This window comes from Gordonia sp. 135 (assembly GCF_009720185.1).
Lineage (GTDB): Bacteria > Actinomycetota > Actinomycetes > Mycobacteriales > Mycobacteriaceae > Gordonia > Gordonia alkanivorans.
In genome coordinates, this window is record NZ_CP046257.1 from 272,185 (window position 1) to 289,886 (window position 17,702).

Genomic DNA, 17,702 nt, shown 5'->3' on the forward strand with positions numbered 1-17,702 from the left:
CCGCTCAGGCGGCGGGTGGGGCAGCTTCCGGTGCCGGTGCCGGTGCGGGTGCTCCCGGCTCGGCGGGAGGTGCTCCTTCCGGTGTCGCTTCGGGCGTCGCCTCCGGGGCCGGCGCAGCGCCACCTGCCAGCGCCCGGACCTGCTCCAGCGCCGAGTAGCCGTGCACGCCGGGGCAGCTGGTGCTGTTGTAGTCGCGGTGGCCGGAGATCATCGGCAGGTTGGATTGAGTCCCGGCCGCGAACTTGGTGCCCGCGAAACCCTCTGACCTGAGGTTCGCGGTGCCCGCAGGGTTCAGACCGGCCTTGCCGAGCCGCCAGCGCAGGAACCGTCCGGCCGCGGCCACTGCCGCCGCGGTGGGCGGCACCTCTTCCAGGTTGCCGATGAACGACAGGCCGACCGTGTCCTTGTTGAATCCGCCGGTGTGGGTGCCCTCCACGTTGCGGTCGAGTCCGCCGAACGCGCCTTCGAAGATCTGCCCGTACTTGTCGACGAGCACGTTGTAGCCGATGTCGCACCAGTTCAGGCTCTGCGCGTGGTAAGCGTAGATGCCCCGCACGATCTCGACCGACTGTTGCGGTGTGTAGTCGTTGCTGCCCGCGGTGTGATGCACGATCGCGCCCTTGAGTTGCGGCGAGTACACCGGCTGCGAGCAGCGGATCGCTTCGTCCGCACCCCACTGCTGGCGTGCGACCACCTGCGGTCCGCCGGTCAGCGGGGACAGCAGCGACGAGCCCAGCGACAGCAGCCCCTCGGGGCTGATCAGGGTCGCCTTGAGGGTGTTGAGAGCCGTCTCGGCCAGCTTCGTCACGATCTCGCTCGCGGAGCCGACGGCCAGCTGCGCGAGGTCGCCGCCCTGGGTCTCGGCGGCCGGGATCGCCAGACCGTCCTTCGACGCGGCGACCTGCACCTCACGTGCATCGCCGACCCACACCGGTTCGGTGCCCGCCGGCTTCTCGGCACTCGGGGCGCCGCCCTTCGAGATCTGCTCCAAGACCGTCCACGGACTCCACTTCCCGTCGGGCTGTTTCGCGCGCAGCTTCAGGTCGACGTCGACGGGGCGGTCCCAGGTGAAGGCGACCATCTTGATGGGGTCCTCGCGCACGATGTGCGTCACCGCGGCACCCACCTCGCGCCCGTCACGCATCGTCGTCACGGGAGGGGGAGTGGTGCTCGTCGGTGCGGAAGCCGGATCCGATTCGGTTGTCGGCACGGGCGCCTCGGCGGAAGTGGTCTCCGGGGAGCTCGACTCGGTGGTGCTCGACTCGGTGGTGCTCGAATCGCGGGAAGCGCTCGGCACGATCCCCTTCGGCAGCGGGACCGTCAGATCGGGGAGGGGGAACGCATCGGGATCGATCTCCGGCAGCGTGACGCCGGCGGCGGCGAGGCCCGAGGACGCGACATCGAGGATGGCGGCGGGCAGCTCACGCAGCGGTACCTGTTCGATCTCGGTGTTGGAGATCTTCTGCTTGTTGTCGACGAGCCGGGTGTCGCCGGCCTGCGGGCCTGAGGTGCTCGCGATCACCGCGAACGGACTCGCGACGACCGCCGCGGCGATGGCCGCGAGAGCGATCGAATGCTTCGGTCGGGGGTAACGCACTGGGGTCTCCTCGCCGGAGGGGGGATCCGGTCATCGATGCGATGTGTGCAGCCTCGCGCGCCGGGCGGGCGTCGAGGCGTGCTCGGTGTCGGCCGCCATCGTGATGCGGATCGGCGCTTCGTGGACATGACACACGCCGACGTCTGACCACTCGTGACTCTCTTGTTACTTATGAGGCCTGTGTTACTGGTGATATTCATGAGGTCACGATCCGGGAGACAACTCGTGATCCGGTTGTGATCTGCTCGACTTGGTGAACGCGAATGAGGTTCACTAATGTCACTTAAGTCCCAATCGTCACATCGGCCACGATTGAGTGAAAGTTGCAGCTTGCTGGAACTTCTGAGGCTGGTGTCGTCGCGACCGAAGGATGTGTTCTGCAGTGAACGAAGCCCGACCCAGACGGCTCCTGCCGGGGAGGCCGGCGACCGGCTCCCGGCCCGCACGGACTCGCGGAAAGTTGCTGACCTGGGCCGCGGCCGGGCTCGCGCCCGCACTGCTGGCCGGAGGACTCGTTGCCGCGAGTTCGACGGAATCGACCCCCGGGGTCGAGCTTTCGGTCGGGTCGACGGTGACGCTGATCGGGCACGGTCATGGCCACGGCCGCGGAATGGGGCAATGGGGTGCGTACGGCTACGCCCGTAAGGGCTGGTCGGCACAGCAGATCCTGCGTCACTTCTACGGTGGAACCACCGCGGGGAAGGTGGACAGGCCCGAGATCATTGTGGCCCTCACGGGTCAGAGCTCGGTGAATGTGCATGCGGACGCCGGAATGCGCGTCGGAGGTCAGACGGTGGCTCCCGGACAGGCGGTCAGCCTGTCCGGGGGCACGGCCGCCATTCGCAGCGGCTGCGGCGGTAACGTGCTCCGCTCCGTCCCGGCCACGTTCGTCGAACCGCTGAGCATGGCGCCGAACCGGCCCGCGGCCGAGTTCCTCAAGTTCTGTGGTTCCGAGAAGGCCTACCGAGGCGCATTGGGCCTCGAAGGTGGACGCGTGGTCAACCGCATCCACATCGACGATTACGTCAAGGGCGTCATCCCGCGTGAGAGCCTGCCCGCCTGGGCCGACTCCGGCGGCGCGGCGGCACTGCAGGCGCAAGCCGTCGCCGCCCGTACCTATGCACTCGCCGCGATCGCCGGCGGCAAGAAGATCGACGACACCCAGAACTCCCAGGTGTACGGCGGCGTCTCCGGCGAGGATCGTCGGACCAATGTGGCGGCCGACGCGACCGCAGGCCAGATCCTGCTGCAGAACGGCCAGCCCGCGTTCACCGAGTTCTCCGCCTCGACGGGTGGCTTCTCGGCCGGCGGCCGCTTCCCGGCCGTACCCGACGAGGGTGACACGGTCTCGCCCAATCACAACTGGACCGTGACCGTCTCGGCCGGCACCATCGGCTCGGCCTTCGGTGTGGGTGCTCTCCGGAGCTTCGAAGTGGTCGAGGCCAACGGCCTCGGAGCCGAACACGGCCGCGCTGTCAAGGTCCGTGCCGTGGGTTCCGGCGGAACCTCCGAGGTCTCTGGCGAAGAGGCACGCACCAAACTGAAGCTGAAGTCGTCGTGGTTCACCGTGCAGGGCCAGCCGGCGCCGCGCATCGTCAAGCCGCCCACCGGACCGTCCGGGCCCTCACTGGGACTCGACTTCGGTAGCTTCGGGCAGTTCGTCGACCAGATCATTCCCGGCGGCGCGAAGTTCCTGGAGATCGCCGCGTCGGCCATGGACGGCAAGTTCGCCGACCTAGGCGGGCTCTCCGGCCCCCTCGGAGAGGCGATGGGGCTCCCGTCGCTGACCCCGGACGCCGCGGGCGTCACGCAGGTCTACGAGAAGGGGATGATGTTCTTCACCCCTGCCACGGGACCGCGCGTGCTGGTCGGCAAGAGTCTCGAGCAGTTCCAGGAACGCGGCGGCATCCCGGCGCTGGGGTTCCCCAAGGACGACGGGCTCGGCTAGGAGCTCTCCGGCCCGGCTACGACGATCTGCGCCGCGACATCGACCAGCTTGGTGTTGGTGTCCTGTGACAGACGGGCGAGCAGCGCGAACGCGCCGTTGGCGTCGAGCTTGTAGCGCTCCATGATCATGCCCTTGGCCTGACCGATGATGTCGCGCGAGCTGAGCGCCGCCCGGAGCTGCTGCTTCTCCTGGATGGCGCCGAACGCGGTCGCGGCATGTGCGGCGAACAATTCGCCCAGCAGGCGCGCCTCGGATGGGAATGCGTGGGGACGGGTGCTGTGCAGGTTCAGCGCGCCGAAGTCGTCGCCGTCGATGTAGAGGAAGAAGCATGCCATCGAGCGGATGCCGATGTCGGCGGCCTCCGCGGCGAACCGCGGCCAGCGTTCGTCGACCAGCATGTCGTCGATCCACACGGTCACGTCGTTGACCGCGGCACGGATGCACGGCCCCTCGCCGAGCTCACGCTGCAGTTCGTCGGCCTCGCCGCCCAGGTCGCCGATGATCACCGGGGTCTCGACGACGCCGTTGGTCACGAGGGTCACCGATGCGTACTCCGCGCCCGGGATGGCGTCGACCGCATACTTGGTCATCGCCCGCACCGCAGTCTCGGTGTCGTCGCTCTGTTTGCGCATCTCGCCGGCGATGCGCGTCATCTGCGCCGAGAAATCCGTCACCTCGGTCACTCCTGCCTCCTCGAGAGACCGCGTTCCACGCGTCTCAGCCGGACCGACAGCTGAGCGCAGGAAACGAAACACTCGTTTGTCGAGGATCTATTATGCCGGATCGTATAACCCCTAGGAACTGACGAGTCCCTCTCGTTGCGCAACCGACCGTTCAGGTGACAAATGGAGAACATCGAGTCGGAAATCGGTGTCGGAGTACGACGTCGAGGCCACCATCGGAGACTCGGCCAGAGCGGCGTGGACGTCGTCACCCGACTGGGGATATTCGTCGACGGGCCAGCGCCAGTGGACGGCGACGACCTCCCCACCCGGAGCGAGGGCCGCGGGTAACCGGGCGATCAGTTCGGCGAGGGCGGTCCTGTCCAGGTAGTACAGCACCTCGCTGAGAACGATGAGGTCGAAGCGCTTCGACGGCCAGTCGGCCACGATGTCGCCGACCCGGACATCGACGTGCGGGTGCCCGGTGAGCCGCTGGCGGGCGAGGTCGACGGCGCGCGGGCTCACGTCCGTGCACATCAGCCGATCGCACCGCGTGGCCAGCCCCCCGCTGAGCACACCGATCGAGCATCCGGGTTCGAAGGCCGATCGGTAACGCGGCTTGGTCAGTGCGGCGAGCGTGAGTGCGCACTTGCGCTGTTCGTACCACCGCGAGGTGAATCCCCACGGATCGTCGTTCCCCGCGTACATGTCGTGAAAGTAGCTGTCCGGCAGTCTCATACGAACACGAACTCCCGATGGCGGAGCAATCTGGCCAGGATGCGCGGACCGAGGACGACGGCGTCCTCGGGTGCGTCCGACAGTGCATCGACCTGGGTGACGAAGGCCTCGACCGCCGCACGTTTGCGCTCGAGTGCCTCGTCGTCGAGGTCGAAGGTCTGCACCCGATGCCACGGGACGGCCGGGTCGTCGGGAGTTGCCCAGTGCCACATCCAGATCGGGTACATCCACAACGGCACACCGAACCGGTCGCCGACCCGTCGGGCGCAGCGGCCCACCGTCTCGTGGTCGGGGTGGCCGTCGTGCGCCCACACGGCCAGCAGGCCGGTGGCGACGTCCGGTTTCTCGGCGAGCACCCGGGACACGATCGCCTCGACCTCCTCCTCGTGTTCGGCGAGGGTGCCGTCGGGGAGGCCGCACCATCGCGATGGGGATAGGCCCAATAGTGCTGTCGCCGAATCGAGTTCGGTGCGCCGTCGGCCGGCGAGCTGTTCCGGTGTGAGTGTCGGCGAGCCCGGGTGCGACGCCGCTCCGTCGGACAGGCACACCGTCACCACCTCGATCCCGCGGCGCGCGGCTGTGGAGATCAGTGCCCCGACCCCGAGCACCTCGTCGTCGGGATGCGCGGACAGCACGACGAGACGCTCCACCGACAGGTCGACGCCCGGCCACCGCCCCCGGGTGGCGAACCAGCGTTGCCACTCCGCCTCCGGGGTTCCCGTCTCTGCCACCGGGGTCGCGGCGAAACGTTCCGACATGCTGCCGGCATCCGAGGTCATGAATCCTCCTCCGACGAGTCCGCGAGGGGGCCCGGGATGTTCTCGTCGACGAGAGACCCGAGAACCGCGAGGTCGGCGTCGGCGTGTGACTGCCGGATGTAGACGGTGAGGTCGGCGACCGCCTGCGCGTGATCGGGATCGGCGACCAGCGGCCCGGGGCCGAGCGCACGACCGACCCGGTCGATGACGGCGGTGGCGATCTGTTCGATCGACCACCGCAGGGCGAATGCCTCGCGCTGCGACGGAGCGGTGGGATCGGCGTCGATGTGCCGGGCAGCGGCTTCGATCGCGGCCCACCCGGTCGCGAGCTGTGCATCCACCGCACCCGCGTGCATCCGCAGGAGAGGGTCGTCGGAACGGCTCACCGCGCGGTACAGCGGTCGGGCGACGCGCCGAGCTCCGCCGAACCAGCACGCCGCGACTCCCATCCCGCCGTGCCAGAAGCCGGGACGGGCGAGATACGCCCCGACCCGACCGACTGCCGTAGCGGGCACCGAGTCGAAGGTGACGGTCCCGGTGTCGGTGGCGCGCATGCCGGCGGCGTGCCAGGACGAGAAGTCGGTGGACACGCCGGGGTGCCGCAGGTCGACTGCGAACAGGCGATTGCCGTCGGCCGTCGCGGCCGTGACGAGCGCATGGGTGCACGCCCCCGCGCCCGAGCACCACTCCTTGACGCCGTCGAGCTCGAATCCGTCCGCGACCGACCGGGCGTCGACCCCCGTCCCAGGCGGCTGAGCAGCCCAGACACCCCAGAACTCGCCCGGACGGACCCCGCCGCCGACGATCTCGCCGAGAATGGCGTCGGCGTCGGCGTGCGCCTCGACGAGCCGCCCGGTGCTGATGTCGTCGGAGCAGAGGCGGGTGAGCGCAGCGAAGCGCCCGAGCGTCCCACCGGTGCCGGGCCGCGGCAGGCCGAACCCGGCGGAGTCGACGATCCCGCGGGCGGCTTCGGTGCTCATCGGGACGCCTCGGGAGCTTGATCGGTGAGTTCACGAAGATAAGAGGCGAAACCATCGACGGTCCGGCCGATCCGTCGCGTCGACGTACGAACCGGGGCATCGGCGCCCCACACGATCGGCACGGCGGAATCCTCGAGCCGCCGGACGAGGTCGACGTCCTCGTGCGCGTCGAGCTCCCGGAATCCGCCCGCTGCGGCATACGCGGTCGCTCGTACGCCCAGATTTGCCCCGTGCACGTGACGGTGACCGGGTCGGGCGTCGTAGCGGGCGTCGAACATCGACCCGATTCCCCGCGGCCATCCGTCGAAGCCGTCCGGAGTGACTATCCCCACGAAAGCGTCCGCACCGGAGTCCGCCGCCTCCACGTGGGTGAGCAGCCAGTCGGGCGGCACCGCCGAGTCGGCATCGGTCGTCGCGAACCAGGTGGTGTCGGCCGGTGTCGGTGATGCCGCGGCGAAGCCCGCCCGCCGCGCGGCACCGACACACCTGGCGGTCACGTGCAGTGTCGTCACGTGGTCGGGTACCGCACCGGCGGAGTCGTCGTCGCAGGAGTCGAGCACCACGATCACCTGCACCGATTGCCGAAGTCCCGCGACCGCGGCGTCGAGTGCGGCGAGACAGGAGGGGAGTAGGACCTGCTCGTTGTGGGCGGGCACGACGACCACGATGTCCGTGATGGCGGACGCCACCGCGGGAGGTGGCATTGCAGCCACGGGTGCCGACAACTCAGGCGATGACGTCACGGTGCCCCGAACTACTCGAGAAGCAGAGGAACCGGCCCGATGGCTGCAGACCGACGATCGAACATTACCCGGCGACCACCGTGGCTCGGAGAATCATCAGGAAGGGTCCGTTACCCTGAGGACCCGTGGCAACCACTAGCAGCTTTGACCTGATCGTCGTCGGCTCCGGATTCTTCGGTCTCACCGTCGCCGAGCGGGCGGCCACCCAGCTGGGCAAGCGGGTCCTCGTGATCGAACGGCGCAACCATCTCGGTGGCAACGCCTACTCCGAGGCCGAGCCGACGACCGGTATCGAGGTCCACAAGTACGGCGCCCACCTGTTCCACACCTCCAACGACCGGGTGTGGGAGTACGTGAACCAGTTCACCGACTTCACGAACTACCAGCACCGCGTCTTCGCGCTGCACAACGGGCAGGCCTACCAGTTCCCGATGGGTCTCGGCCTCATCAGCCAGTTCTTCGGTCGCTATTTCTCGCCCGACGAGGCGCGCAAGCTGATCGCCGAGCAGGCCGGCGAGATCGACACCGCCGATGCCAAGAACCTCGAAGAGAAGGCGATCAGCCTCATCGGGCGGCCGCTCTACGAGGCGTTCATCAAGCACTACACCGCCAAGCAGTGGCAGACCGATCCCACCGAGCTGCCCGCGGGCAACATCACCCGGCTCCCGGTCCGGTACACCTTCGACAACCGGTACTTCAACGACAAGTACGAGGGCCTGCCGGTCGACGGTTACACCGCCTGGCTGGAGAACATGGCCGCCGACGAGCGCATCGAGGTCCGCCTGTCGACCGACTGGTTCGCCGTCCGCGACGAGCTGCGGGAGCAGAACCCGGACGCACCGGTCGTCTACACCGGCCCGCTGGACCGCTACTTCGAGTACTCGGCCGGCCGACTCGGCTGGCGCACACTCGATTTCGAGACCGAGGTACTCGACACCGGCGATTTCCAGGGCACCCCGGTGATGAACTACAACGACGCCGACGTGCCGTACACGCGGATTCACGAGTTCCGTCACTTCCATCCGGAGCGGGACTCCTACCCCGCGGACAAGACCGTCATCATGCGCGAGTTCAGCCGCTTCGCCAACGACGACGACGAGCCGTACTACCCGATCAACACCGCCGACGACCGGGCCAAGCTCTCGGCCTACCGTGAACTCGCCCGGACCGAGACCGCCAGTGCGAACGTGTTGTTCGGTGGTCGTCTCGGCACCTACCAGTACCTCGACATGCACATGGCGATCGCCAGCGCGCTCACCATGTTCGACAACACCCTGGCGCCGCATCTGCGTGACGGTGCGCCGCTGGTGTCCGACCCCGCAGGAGCCGAATAGATGACGGTGACCCCCGTGAACCAGGCCGAGATCCCCGATGCGGGCATCGGGCCGTCGAAGGCGAAATCCCTTCTGCAGCGCGTCATCTTCCCGCGCGCGGGTGAGCCGCTCGACGTGCGGTCGCTGTACCTGCTCGAGTCGGACTCCAACAACCGGCGGGCGCATGCGCCGAGCCGGACCTCGGTGCTGCTCGGCGGCGAATCGGAGGTCAGCTTCGAGACCTACTTCAACGGCTTCGCGGCCGCCTACTGGCGCCGCTGGAGCATCCTGGACTCGGTCGTGCTGCGCATCGAGGTGGTCGGCACCGCTCGAGTCGACCTGTATCGCTCCAAGATCGACGGCTCGCGCATCGGCATCGGCGGCGACCTGATCGCCACCGACGAACACGGCCGCGGTGTGGTCGAATTCGAACTCGACCTCGGCCCGTTCGAGGACGGTGGCTGGATCTGGTTCGACATCACCACTGACACCGACACCGAGATCGTCTCCGCCGGTTGGTATTCGCCGATCGACGCGCCGACCTCCGACGCCGACACCAAGCGCGTCACCGTCGGCATCCCGACCTTCAACCGGCCCACCGACGCGGTGAACGCGTTGGCCGCGTTGACCTCCGACCCGATGGTCGACGAGGTCATCGACGCGGTCATGATGCCCGACCAGGGCACCAAGAAGGTCGTCGACGAGCCGGGGTACGCCGAGGCCGCCGCGGCTCTCGGGGACCGGCTCCACATCTTCGACCAGGGCAACCTCGGCGGCTCGGGCGGCTACGCGCGCATCATGTACGAGGCGCTGCGACTCACCGATTCGCCGTACATCCTCTACATGGACGACGACATCGCCATCGAGCCCGACTCGATCCTGCGCGCGCTCGCCATGTCGCGATTCGCCAAGTCCCCCATGCTCGTCGGCGGGCAGATGCTCAACCTGCAGGACCGCAGTCACCTGCACTGCATGGGCGAGGTCATCCGCCGCGACACCTTCATGTGGACCGCTGCGCCGTTCGTCGAATACGACCACAACTTCTCCGAATACCCGCTGCGGGATCGTGAGAACTCGAAGAACCTGCACCGCCGGATCGATGTCGAGGGCAACGGCTGGTGGATGTGCATGATCCCCCGCGAATGCGCCGAGACCATCGGCCTGCCGATGCCGCTGTTCATCAAGTGGGACGACTGGGAATTCGCGCTGCGTGCGGCCAAGGCCGGGTACCCGACGGCCACCATCCCGGGCATCGCGATCTGGCACATGGCGTGGAGCGACAAGGACGACGCCATCGACTGGCAGGCGTACTTCCACCTGCGCAACCGGCTCGTCGTCGCGTCCATCCACCATGACGGTCCGATCAAGGGCATCATCCGCTCGATGACCAAGGCGACCGCGAAACACCTTCTGTGCCTCGAGTATTCGACGGTCGCCATCCAGAACGAGGCGATCCGCGACTTCCTCGCCGGGCCCGAGCACATCCGCAGCCTGCTGCCGACCGCGCTGCCCAAGGTCGCGGCGATGCGCAAGGAGTTCCCGGACGCCGTCGTGCTGCCGTCGGCCACCGAGCTGCCCCGAACCTCCGGTGAGGCAACGCATCTGGGTACCTCGATCCCGCTGAACCCGATCAGTAAGGTCAAGGCGCTGGCCGCTGCCGTCGTCAACAACGCGCGCCCCGCCGACCCGCGGCATCACGAGGTCCCGCAGGCGAACTACCCGCCGATCGAGGCGCGCTGGTTCTCCCTCGGCCGCGTCGACGGTGTCACCGTCACCACGGCCGACGGTCGGGGAGTGGTGTACCGGCAGCGTGATCGCGAGAAGATGATCGCGCTCGCGCGAGAGCATTTCGCTCTGATCAAAGAACTTCAGGACAAGTTTGGCGACATGAAGCAGCAGTACCGCGCCGCACATCGTGAGTTGACCAGTAAGGAGAGCTGGGCGGGTGTCTTCGGAATCGAGTAGTCCCGACGTGCAGGCTGAGTCGACAAAGCTCCCGGCCGACGACGCCCCCAGGCCCCTCGCGGGTGAGGAGAAGGTCCTCGTCGCCATCCAGACGGGCATCGGTTCCCGCCCGGGTGTGCGGTCGGCGGCGCGCGGTCTGTCGCACTTCGGCGAGCACGCCCTGGGCTGGCTGGCCATCTCGGGCGCCGGCTGGACGCTGGCGCGTGCCCGTGGCGATGTGCGATCGCAGCAGTTGTGGATCGAAGCCGGTGTGGGTGCCTTCGGCGCACACGCGGCCTCGGTGATCATCAAGCGCATCGTGCGCCGGCCCCGGCCGGCCCACCCGGCCATCGACATCGGGGTGTCCACGCCGAGCAAGCTGAGCTTCCCGTCGTCGCACGCCACCTCGACCACGGCAGCGGCGATCCTCATCGGCCGGGCGGCCGGCTGGGACGCCAGGGTGTTGCCCGCCGCGTTGGTGCCGCCGATGCTCCTGTCGCGTCTCGTACTCGGCGTTCACTATCCGACAGACGTCACCGCGGGTGCCGCGATCGGTGCCGCGAGCGCAGCGGCGGTCATCGCGGGCGATAAGGTGCTGCTCGAACCCACCCGGAATGCTCCGGCTTCAGGACGTGCCCGTCGCGCGGCGCGCGTCCTGACCCGGCTCGGCCTCACGGCCGCGGTGCCCGGCGGGCCGCTGCGACTCGCCGCGTCCCCCGTCATCGCACGGGTGACACGACACAGGGAGAGTGCATGAGCGAGGAGCCGATCGAGCACGGGAAGGTCGCCGGGCCCCCGAAGAACCTGACCGCCGGGCTGATCAAGGCGATCCGCCCGCGGCAATGGGTGAAGAACGTCCTGGTGCTCGCCGCGCCGCTGGCCGCGGGCAACATCACCGACGCCTCGGTGCTGGCCTCCGCGGGCATCGCCTTCGTCGCGTTCTGCCTAGCCGCGTCGAGCATCTACCTGGTCAACGACGCGATGGACGTCGAGTCCGACCGTAATCACCCGACCAAGCGGTTCCGTCCGATCGCCGCCGGCGTGGTCCCGGTGCCGCTGGCCTACGGCCTCGCAGCGGTGCTGCTGGCCGCGTCGATCGGCATCTCCTTCCTGGCGAACTGGCAGACCGCGGTGGTCATCGCGATCTACCTGGTCATCCAGCTCGGTTACTGCTTCGGCCTCAAGAACCAGGCCGTCATCGACATCTGCATCGTGTCGTCGGGATTCCTGCTGCGCGCGATCGCCGGCGGTGTCGCCGCCGAGATCGTGCTGTCGCAGTGGTTCCTGCTCGTCATGGCCTTCGGCTCGCTGTTCATGGCGGCCGGCAAGCGGTACGCCGAGCTGCAGCTCGCCGAGCGCACCGGCGCCAAGATCCGCAAGGCGCTCGAGTACTACACGACCACCTACCTGCGTTTCGTGTGGACGTTGTCGGCCACCGGCGTCGTCGTCTTCTACGGACTCTGGGCCTTCGACAAGGGCTCCGACCATGACACCAACGTCGCGTACGCGATCTCGATGGTGCCGTTCACGGTCGCGATCCTTCGCTATGCGGTCGACGTCGACGGCGGTGCGGCGGGCGAACCCGAGGAGATCGCCCTCGGCGACCGTGTACTGCAGCTGCTGGCCGTGGCCTGGTTAGTATGCGTGGGTGTCGCGGTCTATGCAGTCAATTGACGGTCTGCAGTCCACCGACGGTGTCGGTATCGATTCCGTCGACGAACCCGAGGTAGAAGGCACCCGGGCGTCTGGCACGCCCGTCATCGACAAGGCGCGCCGACGTCTCGCCGCGGTCAGTTTCCTGATCGGCGCAGTCGCCGTCAGCACGTTCTTCGCGATCGGGGCCTGGCAGCGGCGGTGGATCGCCGACGACGGTCTGATCGTGCTGCGCACGCTGCGGAACCTCTTCGCGGGCAACGGACCGGTGTTCAACGCGGGCGAACGCGTCGAGGCCAACACCTCGACCGCCTGGACCTACCTGCTGTGGTTCTGGGCGTGGGTCACCGACGGCCAGCTCGAGTACGTCGCCCTATGGGTGGCCCTGGTGTGTTCGGTCGCAGCCATCCCGATCGCGATGTACGGCAGCGCACGTCTCTACGGCAACCGCCTCGGCGGGATCACCGGTGACGGTTGGACGCTGCTGCTCCCGTTCGGTGCCATCATCTACATCGCCATCCCGCCGGCCCGCGACTTCGCGACGAGCGGTCTGGAGAACGGGCTCTGCATCTTCTGGGCCGCCGTCCTGTGGTGTCAGCTGGTCGCCTGGGCCCGACGCGGTCCACAGACGACCCGCCGGGCGTCGGCGGCAACGCTCGCGCTCGCGTTCACCGCGGGTCTCGCTCCGCTGGTCCGGCCCGAACTCACCGTGTTCGGCGGACTGGTGCTCCTGCTCGTCTTCTTCGCGCCGCTCGGCTGGAAGATGCGACTCGGCGTGGCCGTCGTCGCCGGTGCCCTGCCGGTGGGCTACCAGATCTTCCGGATGGGCTACTACGCCCTGCTCGTCCCCAACCCGGCGGTCGCCAAGGACGCCAGCGGTGCCAAGTGGGAGCAGGGTTTCGCCTATCTGACCAATCTGTTCGGTCCGTACGTGCTCCTGCTGCCGGTCGTGATGGCCGTCGTCGCCGGCGTGATCCTCGTCGTCGGTGCACGTCTGCGCGCCGATGCCGCCACGAGCACCGCGGACCCGACCACCGCCGACCCCGACCGCTCGCGTCTGGGCGTGCTCTCGGCCCGACTCCAGTCGTCGACCGCCGTGGTGTCCGTGGTCGTCGTGGCCGGCCTCATCCTGATCGTCTACTGGATGCGTCAGGGTGGCGATTTCATGCACGGCCGCGTGCTGCTCGTGCCCTTGTTCGTCACGCTGCTGCCGCTCATGGTCGTGCCGCTGACGATTCCCGCGCACCTCGGTGCCGCCTTCGGCCGACGCCGTGCCGCGCAGGAATCCGTCATCGACGACGAGCCCGAGCCCGTCGAGGTGTCGCCGGCCGAACGTCGCCGGACCCGCGTCGGACTGGCCGGTGCGGTCGCCATGGCCTGCCTGTGGATCACGGTTCTCGTGTGGGGGATCAGCACCCACGCGAACGTGCTGCCCAACGCCGGGATCGACATCGGACGCAGCGGCATCGTCGACGAGCGTCGTTTCTATGTGACCAACATGGGCAACGAGAACCCGGTGACCGCCGAGGACTACCTCGCCTACCCGCGGATGAGCGCGATGGTCGAGAAGATCGACAAATATCGCGAGGACGGCGGCGTCATCCTGCCGTCGTTCAACTACGACGAGTGGTACGTCGCGCAGCTGCCCGCGGTGATGCCCAAGGGTGCCGAGCGTCAGGTGACGGTCTACTTCCTCAATCTCGGCATGACGAGCATGAACGCGCCGCTCGACGTGCGCGTCATCGACCAGATGGGTCTGGCGTATCCGCTCGCCGCACACACCGAGCGGCTCGAGGACGGCCGCATCGGACACGACAAGATCCTGCCGAGCGAATGGGTCGTCGCCGAGGCCGGGGCCTATCCGCGCAAGCCGGTTCTGCCGGGCTACCTCGACGAGGACCTCGTCCGGCAGGCGCAGGTGGCGCTGCAGTGCCCCGAGACCAAGGATCGGTTCGCGTCCTTCGAGGGCCCGTGGTCGCTCACCCGCTTCAAGCACAATCTGAAGCAGGCGTTCACGTTCAACAGTTACCGCATCCAGCGCGAGCCGGAGTACGAGATCGCCCGGTGCGGACTCGAGATGCCGCCGCCCGTGAATCCGGACTAGTCGGACATCCGAGGGTCACGCGGGTGCGCGCGACTCTCACATACGAACCCAAACAAACCCGCAGAGAACCCGTACTCTGCCCTGAGGACTTGCCCCGGAACATCTCGGATCGGTAACGTCCCGGCGTCAGAGGTCGATAATCCGGTCGTGACCGAGGTGTCGTGGCAAGTGCCGGGGCACGCTCGGTGGCGGGGGTTGTGATCGCTATCACAAGGTTTGTCACGCTCGGGGGCATCGAATAGGCTCGCCGACGGCGAATCGCATGCGAGATCGGCTCGGAACCATCGTCGCGCCGCGCACAGCGCCGGGCGACGAGAGATGTGAGACGCACAAGAACCGGTCGGGTTCTGCGGGAGGCGAGACCTCCCCGATCCGATCGGCCGAAGAGGGAGATTCTGTACATGCGTGAAGCTGCCACTCAGGCGAACAAGCCTGCGCGCGGCCGGATGGGTAACCGGCTGGTCGCCGCACTCGTAGCCGTGCTGACAGTTGTGGGTCTCACCGGCGTGGTCGCCGGACAGGCCACCGCCCGTATCGGCGGAACGCAGGTCGGCAAGCAGGAATTCTTCATCAACGGCTGCGGAATGCCCGATGTGAAGGTCCGCGCCTGGAAGCGACCGGGCAACTACAAGACCGTCATCCTGCTCGACGGCATGCGCGCCCAGTACGACTACAGCGGCTGGGAGATCAACACCAACGTCCAGGAGATGGTGAAATCCGGCGTCAACGTCGTCGAGCCCATCGGTGGACCGGCCAGCTTCTACACCGACTGGGATGCACCCAGTAACTTCAACGGCCAGAAGTACCGGTACCGCTGGAACTGCGCCATCACCAGGTCGCTGGTCGGCGCCCTCGACAAGCGCGGTTTCCGCGTCGGGCCGTCGAACCGCTACGCGATCATGGGCCTGTCGATGGGCGGTAACGCGGCCCTCGTCATCGGCGCGCAGAACCGCCAGCACTTCGACCGTGCCGGCTCGCTGTCGGGCTACAACTTCCTCAGCGCTCCGGGTATGCGCACCGCACTGCGCCTGGCGATGTTCGACGTCGATCCCAAGCCGTGGAACATCGACGCCATGTGGGGCCCGCCGTGGAGCATCCGCTGGTTCCAGAACGATCCCTTCTGGAACATCGGCAACATGCGCGGCATGAAGCTCTTCGTGGGCTCGGGCAACGGTCTCTTCGGCCGGTACAACGCACTGCCGAACGTGTTCGACGACCTGTTCAAGGGTTCGACGCTGGAGCTGCTGGCGTTCACGCAGTCGAAGGCCTTCGAGGCAGCCGCGTTCGTCCAGGGCGTGCCGCTCATGACGTACTACGCCAATGGCACGCACGCTTGGGGCTACTGGCAGGACATGGTCTGGAACGCCAAGAACCGCGGATTCTTCCGCTGATCGGCAACAGACCGGCCTGACACGGCCTTCACGGCGCCCCGTCCGGGATTCCCGGGCGGGGCGTCGTCGTGTTCCCGGGACGAACTGCCACCGGCCCCTCTTGGTATCAACTGTCACATAAATCCCACGAGTCACAGCGTGGCGTTCGGACACCGGGGTCGGATTGCGTGTAAGAAACTCCTGAGGCGTTTGGTATTGATGATGCAGTTGTGACTGACGGGGAATCGGTCAGAACGTGCGGACGCCGTTGTACTGGGTCGAAGGAGTTCTGGAGAGTGATGCGGCGAATCAGTGGTACCCGACCGGTCGGTGCCCGAGTGGCCTGGCGAGCGGTGATGGCCGCCGTGGTGGCGATGATGGCCGTGATGACACTTGTCGTGGGTCAGGGCCTTGCGGGCGCCGAACCCGCGCCGGCACCTGCCCCGGCCTCGCCGGCTGCCCCGGCACCGGCGTCCCCGGCACCGGCATCTCCGGCTGCGCCCCCGTCATCGGCGGCGCCGGCAGCCGCACCGGCGGCGGTTCCGCCGGGCAAGGTGACAAACACCTACTGGTACACCGATCGCCGAGTCGCCCTGTGGGTGTACTCGCCGTCGATGAACACCAACATCCAGGTGCAGATCCTCTTGGCGCGCGACTGGCATGCCAAGCCCAAGGAGAAGTTCCCGCAGCTGACGATGCTCGACGGTCTGCGTGCGCAGGACGATCAGAGCGGGTGGGTTCTCAACACCAAGATCGTCGACTTCTACAAGGACAAGAACGTCAACGTCATCCTGCCGATCGGTGGTGAGTCGAGCTTCTACACCGACTGGAAGGAACCCGACCGCGGCAAGAACTACAAGTGGGAGACGTTCCTGATGCGGGAACTGCCGCCCATCCTGGAGAACGACTGGCGCTCCACGGACGTCCGCGGCGTCGAAGGTCTGTCGATGGGTGGCTCGGCCGCGATGATGCTGGCCGCGCGCAACCCCGGCTTCTACAAGTTCGCCGCGTCGTTCTCCGGCATCCTGCAGTTCAGCTCGTTCGGTATGCCCCAGGCCATCCAGTTCGCCGTCCGTGATGGCGGCGGCTACGACTCGATGAAGATGTTCGGTCCGCCCACCGACCCGGCCTGGAAGGAACACGACCCGTACGTCCTGGCCGACAAGCTGCAGGGCACGAGCCTCTACGTCTCCTCCGGCAACGGCATGGTCGGCGAGCACGACAAGCCCTCCGACATCCCGCTGCTCGCGACCAACTACTCGGGCGTGGGCCTGGAGATGCTCAGCCGCGTCACATCCCAGCAGTTCGCGGTCCAGCTGAACCGCAAGGGGATCCCGGGTCAGGCGGTCTACCGCCCGTCCGGAACGCACACCTGGCCGTACTGGGAGTTCGAGATGATGCAGGCGTGGCCGCAGGCCGCCGCGGCCCTCGGGCTTTCACGGGACGCGGTCGCCTGCCGTGTGGACGGCGCCTTCCGCAAGCTCTGGGACGCCAACAAGGGCGACCTGGGGGGTTGCCTGACCCCGGCGTACGGCGTCCCCGGCGGCAAGGCCCAGGACTTCGCGAACGGCCGCATCTTCACCGGCCCGAAGGGTCCGAAGATCGTGACCGGTGCCATCGGCGGTGCCTACGTGGCAGCCGGAGGCCCGGGTGGGCGTCTCGGCAAGCCGGTGAGCAACGAGGAGCCGACCCGCGACGGCAGGGGCCGGGTCAACCACTTCGAGCACGGCCGGATCACCTGGACGGCCAAGGACGGCACGAAGGTCCTCAAGTGAGGCCCCAACCTCGACCGCACGTGTGCGGGCGCTGAGACTTCGCTGAGGAATCGAGGTGTTCGTGCAGGTCGCGCCGGTGGGCGGGATCGTCGGGGTATGCGGGGACGGTAGCCTGAC

The 17,702-nt window shown here is 67.7% G+C and carries 14 protein-coding genes; 8 read left to right on the top strand and 6 right to left on the bottom strand.

The features are described from left to right. Nucleotides 1-4: 4 nt before the first annotated feature. Entirely contained in the window at nt 5-1,597 is a 1,593-nt protein-coding gene (locus GKZ92_RS01200; protein ID WP_155224916.1) for a peptidoglycan recognition protein family protein, read from the bottom strand. Between the two features lie 460 nt (nt 1,598-2,057). On the opposite strand from GKZ92_RS01200, the gene GKZ92_RS01205 reads away from it, so the two are divergent. Continuing rightward, a complete protein-coding gene (locus tag GKZ92_RS01205) occupies nt 2,058-3,545 on the top strand; it encodes a SpoIID/LytB domain-containing protein (RefSeq protein WP_196222042.1) in 1,488 nt (495 codons plus the stop codon). Here the strand turns inward: GKZ92_RS01205 and GKZ92_RS01210 are convergent. The 5 genes from GKZ92_RS01210 to GKZ92_RS01230 all read right to left on the bottom strand — a co-directional run bounded on the left by GKZ92_RS01210 (nt 3,542) and on the right by GKZ92_RS01230 (nt 7,387). Beyond that, nucleotides 3,542-4,228 carry a GAF and ANTAR domain-containing protein gene (locus GKZ92_RS01210; RefSeq protein WP_006358815.1) on the bottom strand — a complete coding sequence of 229 codons (687 nt, stop codon included), beginning with the start codon at nt 4,226-4,228 and terminating at the stop codon, nt 3,542-3,544. The two genes, GKZ92_RS01205 and GKZ92_RS01210, sit on opposite strands and share 4 nt — an antisense overlap. Before the next feature lie 111 nt (nt 4,229-4,339). Further along, the gene (locus GKZ92_RS01215; RefSeq protein ID WP_155224917.1) at nt 4,340-4,945 is read right to left on the bottom strand and encodes a class I SAM-dependent DNA methyltransferase; all 606 of its coding nucleotides are present in this window, start codon (nt 4,943-4,945) and stop codon (nt 4,340-4,342) included. Further along, entirely contained in the window at nt 4,942-5,724 is a 783-nt protein-coding gene (locus tag GKZ92_RS01220; RefSeq protein WP_155224918.1) for a PIG-L deacetylase family protein, read from the bottom strand. Before GKZ92_RS01220 ends, GKZ92_RS01215 begins: the two co-directional genes overlap by 4 nt. After that, nucleotides 5,721-6,683, bottom strand: a complete 963-nt coding sequence (locus tag GKZ92_RS01225) for an acyl-CoA dehydrogenase family protein (RefSeq protein WP_155224919.1) — start codon at nt 6,681-6,683, stop codon at nt 5,721-5,723. Before GKZ92_RS01225 ends, GKZ92_RS01220 begins: the two co-directional genes overlap by 4 nt. After that, on the bottom strand, nt 6,680-7,387 hold the full coding sequence (locus tag GKZ92_RS01230; RefSeq protein WP_155224920.1) for a glycosyltransferase: 708 nt from the start codon (nt 7,385-7,387) through the stop codon (nt 6,680-6,682). Before GKZ92_RS01230 ends, GKZ92_RS01225 begins: the two co-directional genes overlap by 4 nt. Nucleotides 7,388-7,551: 164 nt before the next feature. On the opposite strand from GKZ92_RS01230, the gene glf reads away from it, so the two are divergent. The 7 genes from glf (at nt 7,552) to GKZ92_RS01265 (ending at nt 17,585) form a co-directional block, all read left to right on the top strand. Continuing rightward, complete coding sequence (gene glf / locus GKZ92_RS01235) at nt 7,552-8,760, top strand: UDP-galactopyranose mutase (RefSeq protein WP_006358810.1); 1,209 nt, start codon at nt 7,552-7,554, stop codon at nt 8,758-8,760. Continuing rightward, nucleotides 8,761-10,704, top strand: coding sequence for a glycosyltransferase (locus GKZ92_RS01240; RefSeq protein WP_155224921.1), 1,944 nt, complete (start codon nt 8,761-8,763; stop codon nt 10,702-10,704). Then, nucleotides 10,685-11,440, top strand: a complete 756-nt coding sequence (locus GKZ92_RS01245; RefSeq protein WP_127961944.1) for a phosphatase PAP2 family protein — start codon at nt 10,685-10,687, stop codon at nt 11,438-11,440. The genes GKZ92_RS01240 and GKZ92_RS01245 overlap by 20 nt, the downstream gene beginning before the upstream one ends. Then, nucleotides 11,437-12,357, top strand: a complete 921-nt coding sequence (locus GKZ92_RS01250) for a decaprenyl-phosphate phosphoribosyltransferase (protein WP_006358807.1) — start codon at nt 11,437-11,439, stop codon at nt 12,355-12,357. The genes GKZ92_RS01245 and GKZ92_RS01250 overlap by 4 nt, the downstream gene beginning before the upstream one ends. Then, complete coding sequence (gene zomB / locus GKZ92_RS01255) at nt 12,344-14,440, top strand: flagellar motor control protein ZomB (protein ID WP_155224922.1); 2,097 nt, start codon at nt 12,344-12,346, stop codon at nt 14,438-14,440. Before GKZ92_RS01250 ends, zomB begins: the two co-directional genes overlap by 14 nt. Before the next feature lie 401 nt (nt 14,441-14,841). Continuing rightward, nucleotides 14,842-15,831 carry an alpha/beta hydrolase gene (locus GKZ92_RS01260; protein ID WP_035754246.1) on the top strand — a complete coding sequence of 330 codons (990 nt, stop codon included), beginning with the start codon at nt 14,842-14,844 and terminating at the stop codon, nt 15,829-15,831. A gap of 278 nt (nt 15,832-16,109) precedes the next feature. Further along, nucleotides 16,110-17,585 (top strand): alpha/beta hydrolase-fold protein, encoded by a 1,476-nt coding sequence (locus tag GKZ92_RS01265; RefSeq protein ID WP_155224923.1) that lies wholly within the window; start codon nt 16,110-16,112, stop codon nt 17,583-17,585. The last annotated feature ends 117 nt before the right edge of the window (nt 17,586-17,702 follow it).

Excerpts from the sequence above, each read along its gene's own strand:
- zomB (WP_155224922.1), top strand. The coding sequence starts at position 12,344 with ATGCAGTCAATTGACGGTCTGCAGTCCACCGACGGTGTCGGTATCGAT.
- GKZ92_RS01230 (WP_155224920.1), bottom strand. The coding sequence starts at position 7,387 with ATGCCACCTCCCGCGGTGGCGTCCGCCATCACGGACATCGTGGTCGTC.
- GKZ92_RS01225 (WP_155224919.1), bottom strand. The coding sequence starts at position 6,683 with ATGAGCACCGAAGCCGCCCGCGGGATCGTCGACTCCGCCGGGTTCGGC.
- GKZ92_RS01240 (WP_155224921.1), top strand. The coding sequence starts at position 8,761 with ATGACGGTGACCCCCGTGAACCAGGCCGAGATCCCCGATGCGGGCATC.
- GKZ92_RS01220 (WP_155224918.1), bottom strand. The coding sequence starts at position 5,724 with ATGACCTCGGATGCCGGCAGCATGTCGGAACGTTTCGCCGCGACCCCG.
- GKZ92_RS01250 (WP_006358807.1), top strand. The coding sequence starts at position 11,437 with ATGAGCGAGGAGCCGATCGAGCACGGGAAGGTCGCCGGGCCCCCGAAG.
- GKZ92_RS01215 (WP_155224917.1), bottom strand. The coding sequence starts at position 4,945 with ATGAGACTGCCGGACAGCTACTTTCACGACATGTACGCGGGGAACGAC.
- GKZ92_RS01265 (WP_155224923.1), top strand. The coding sequence starts at position 16,110 with ATGCGGCGAATCAGTGGTACCCGACCGGTCGGTGCCCGAGTGGCCTGG.
- GKZ92_RS01260 (WP_035754246.1), top strand. The coding sequence starts at position 14,842 with ATGCGTGAAGCTGCCACTCAGGCGAACAAGCCTGCGCGCGGCCGGATG.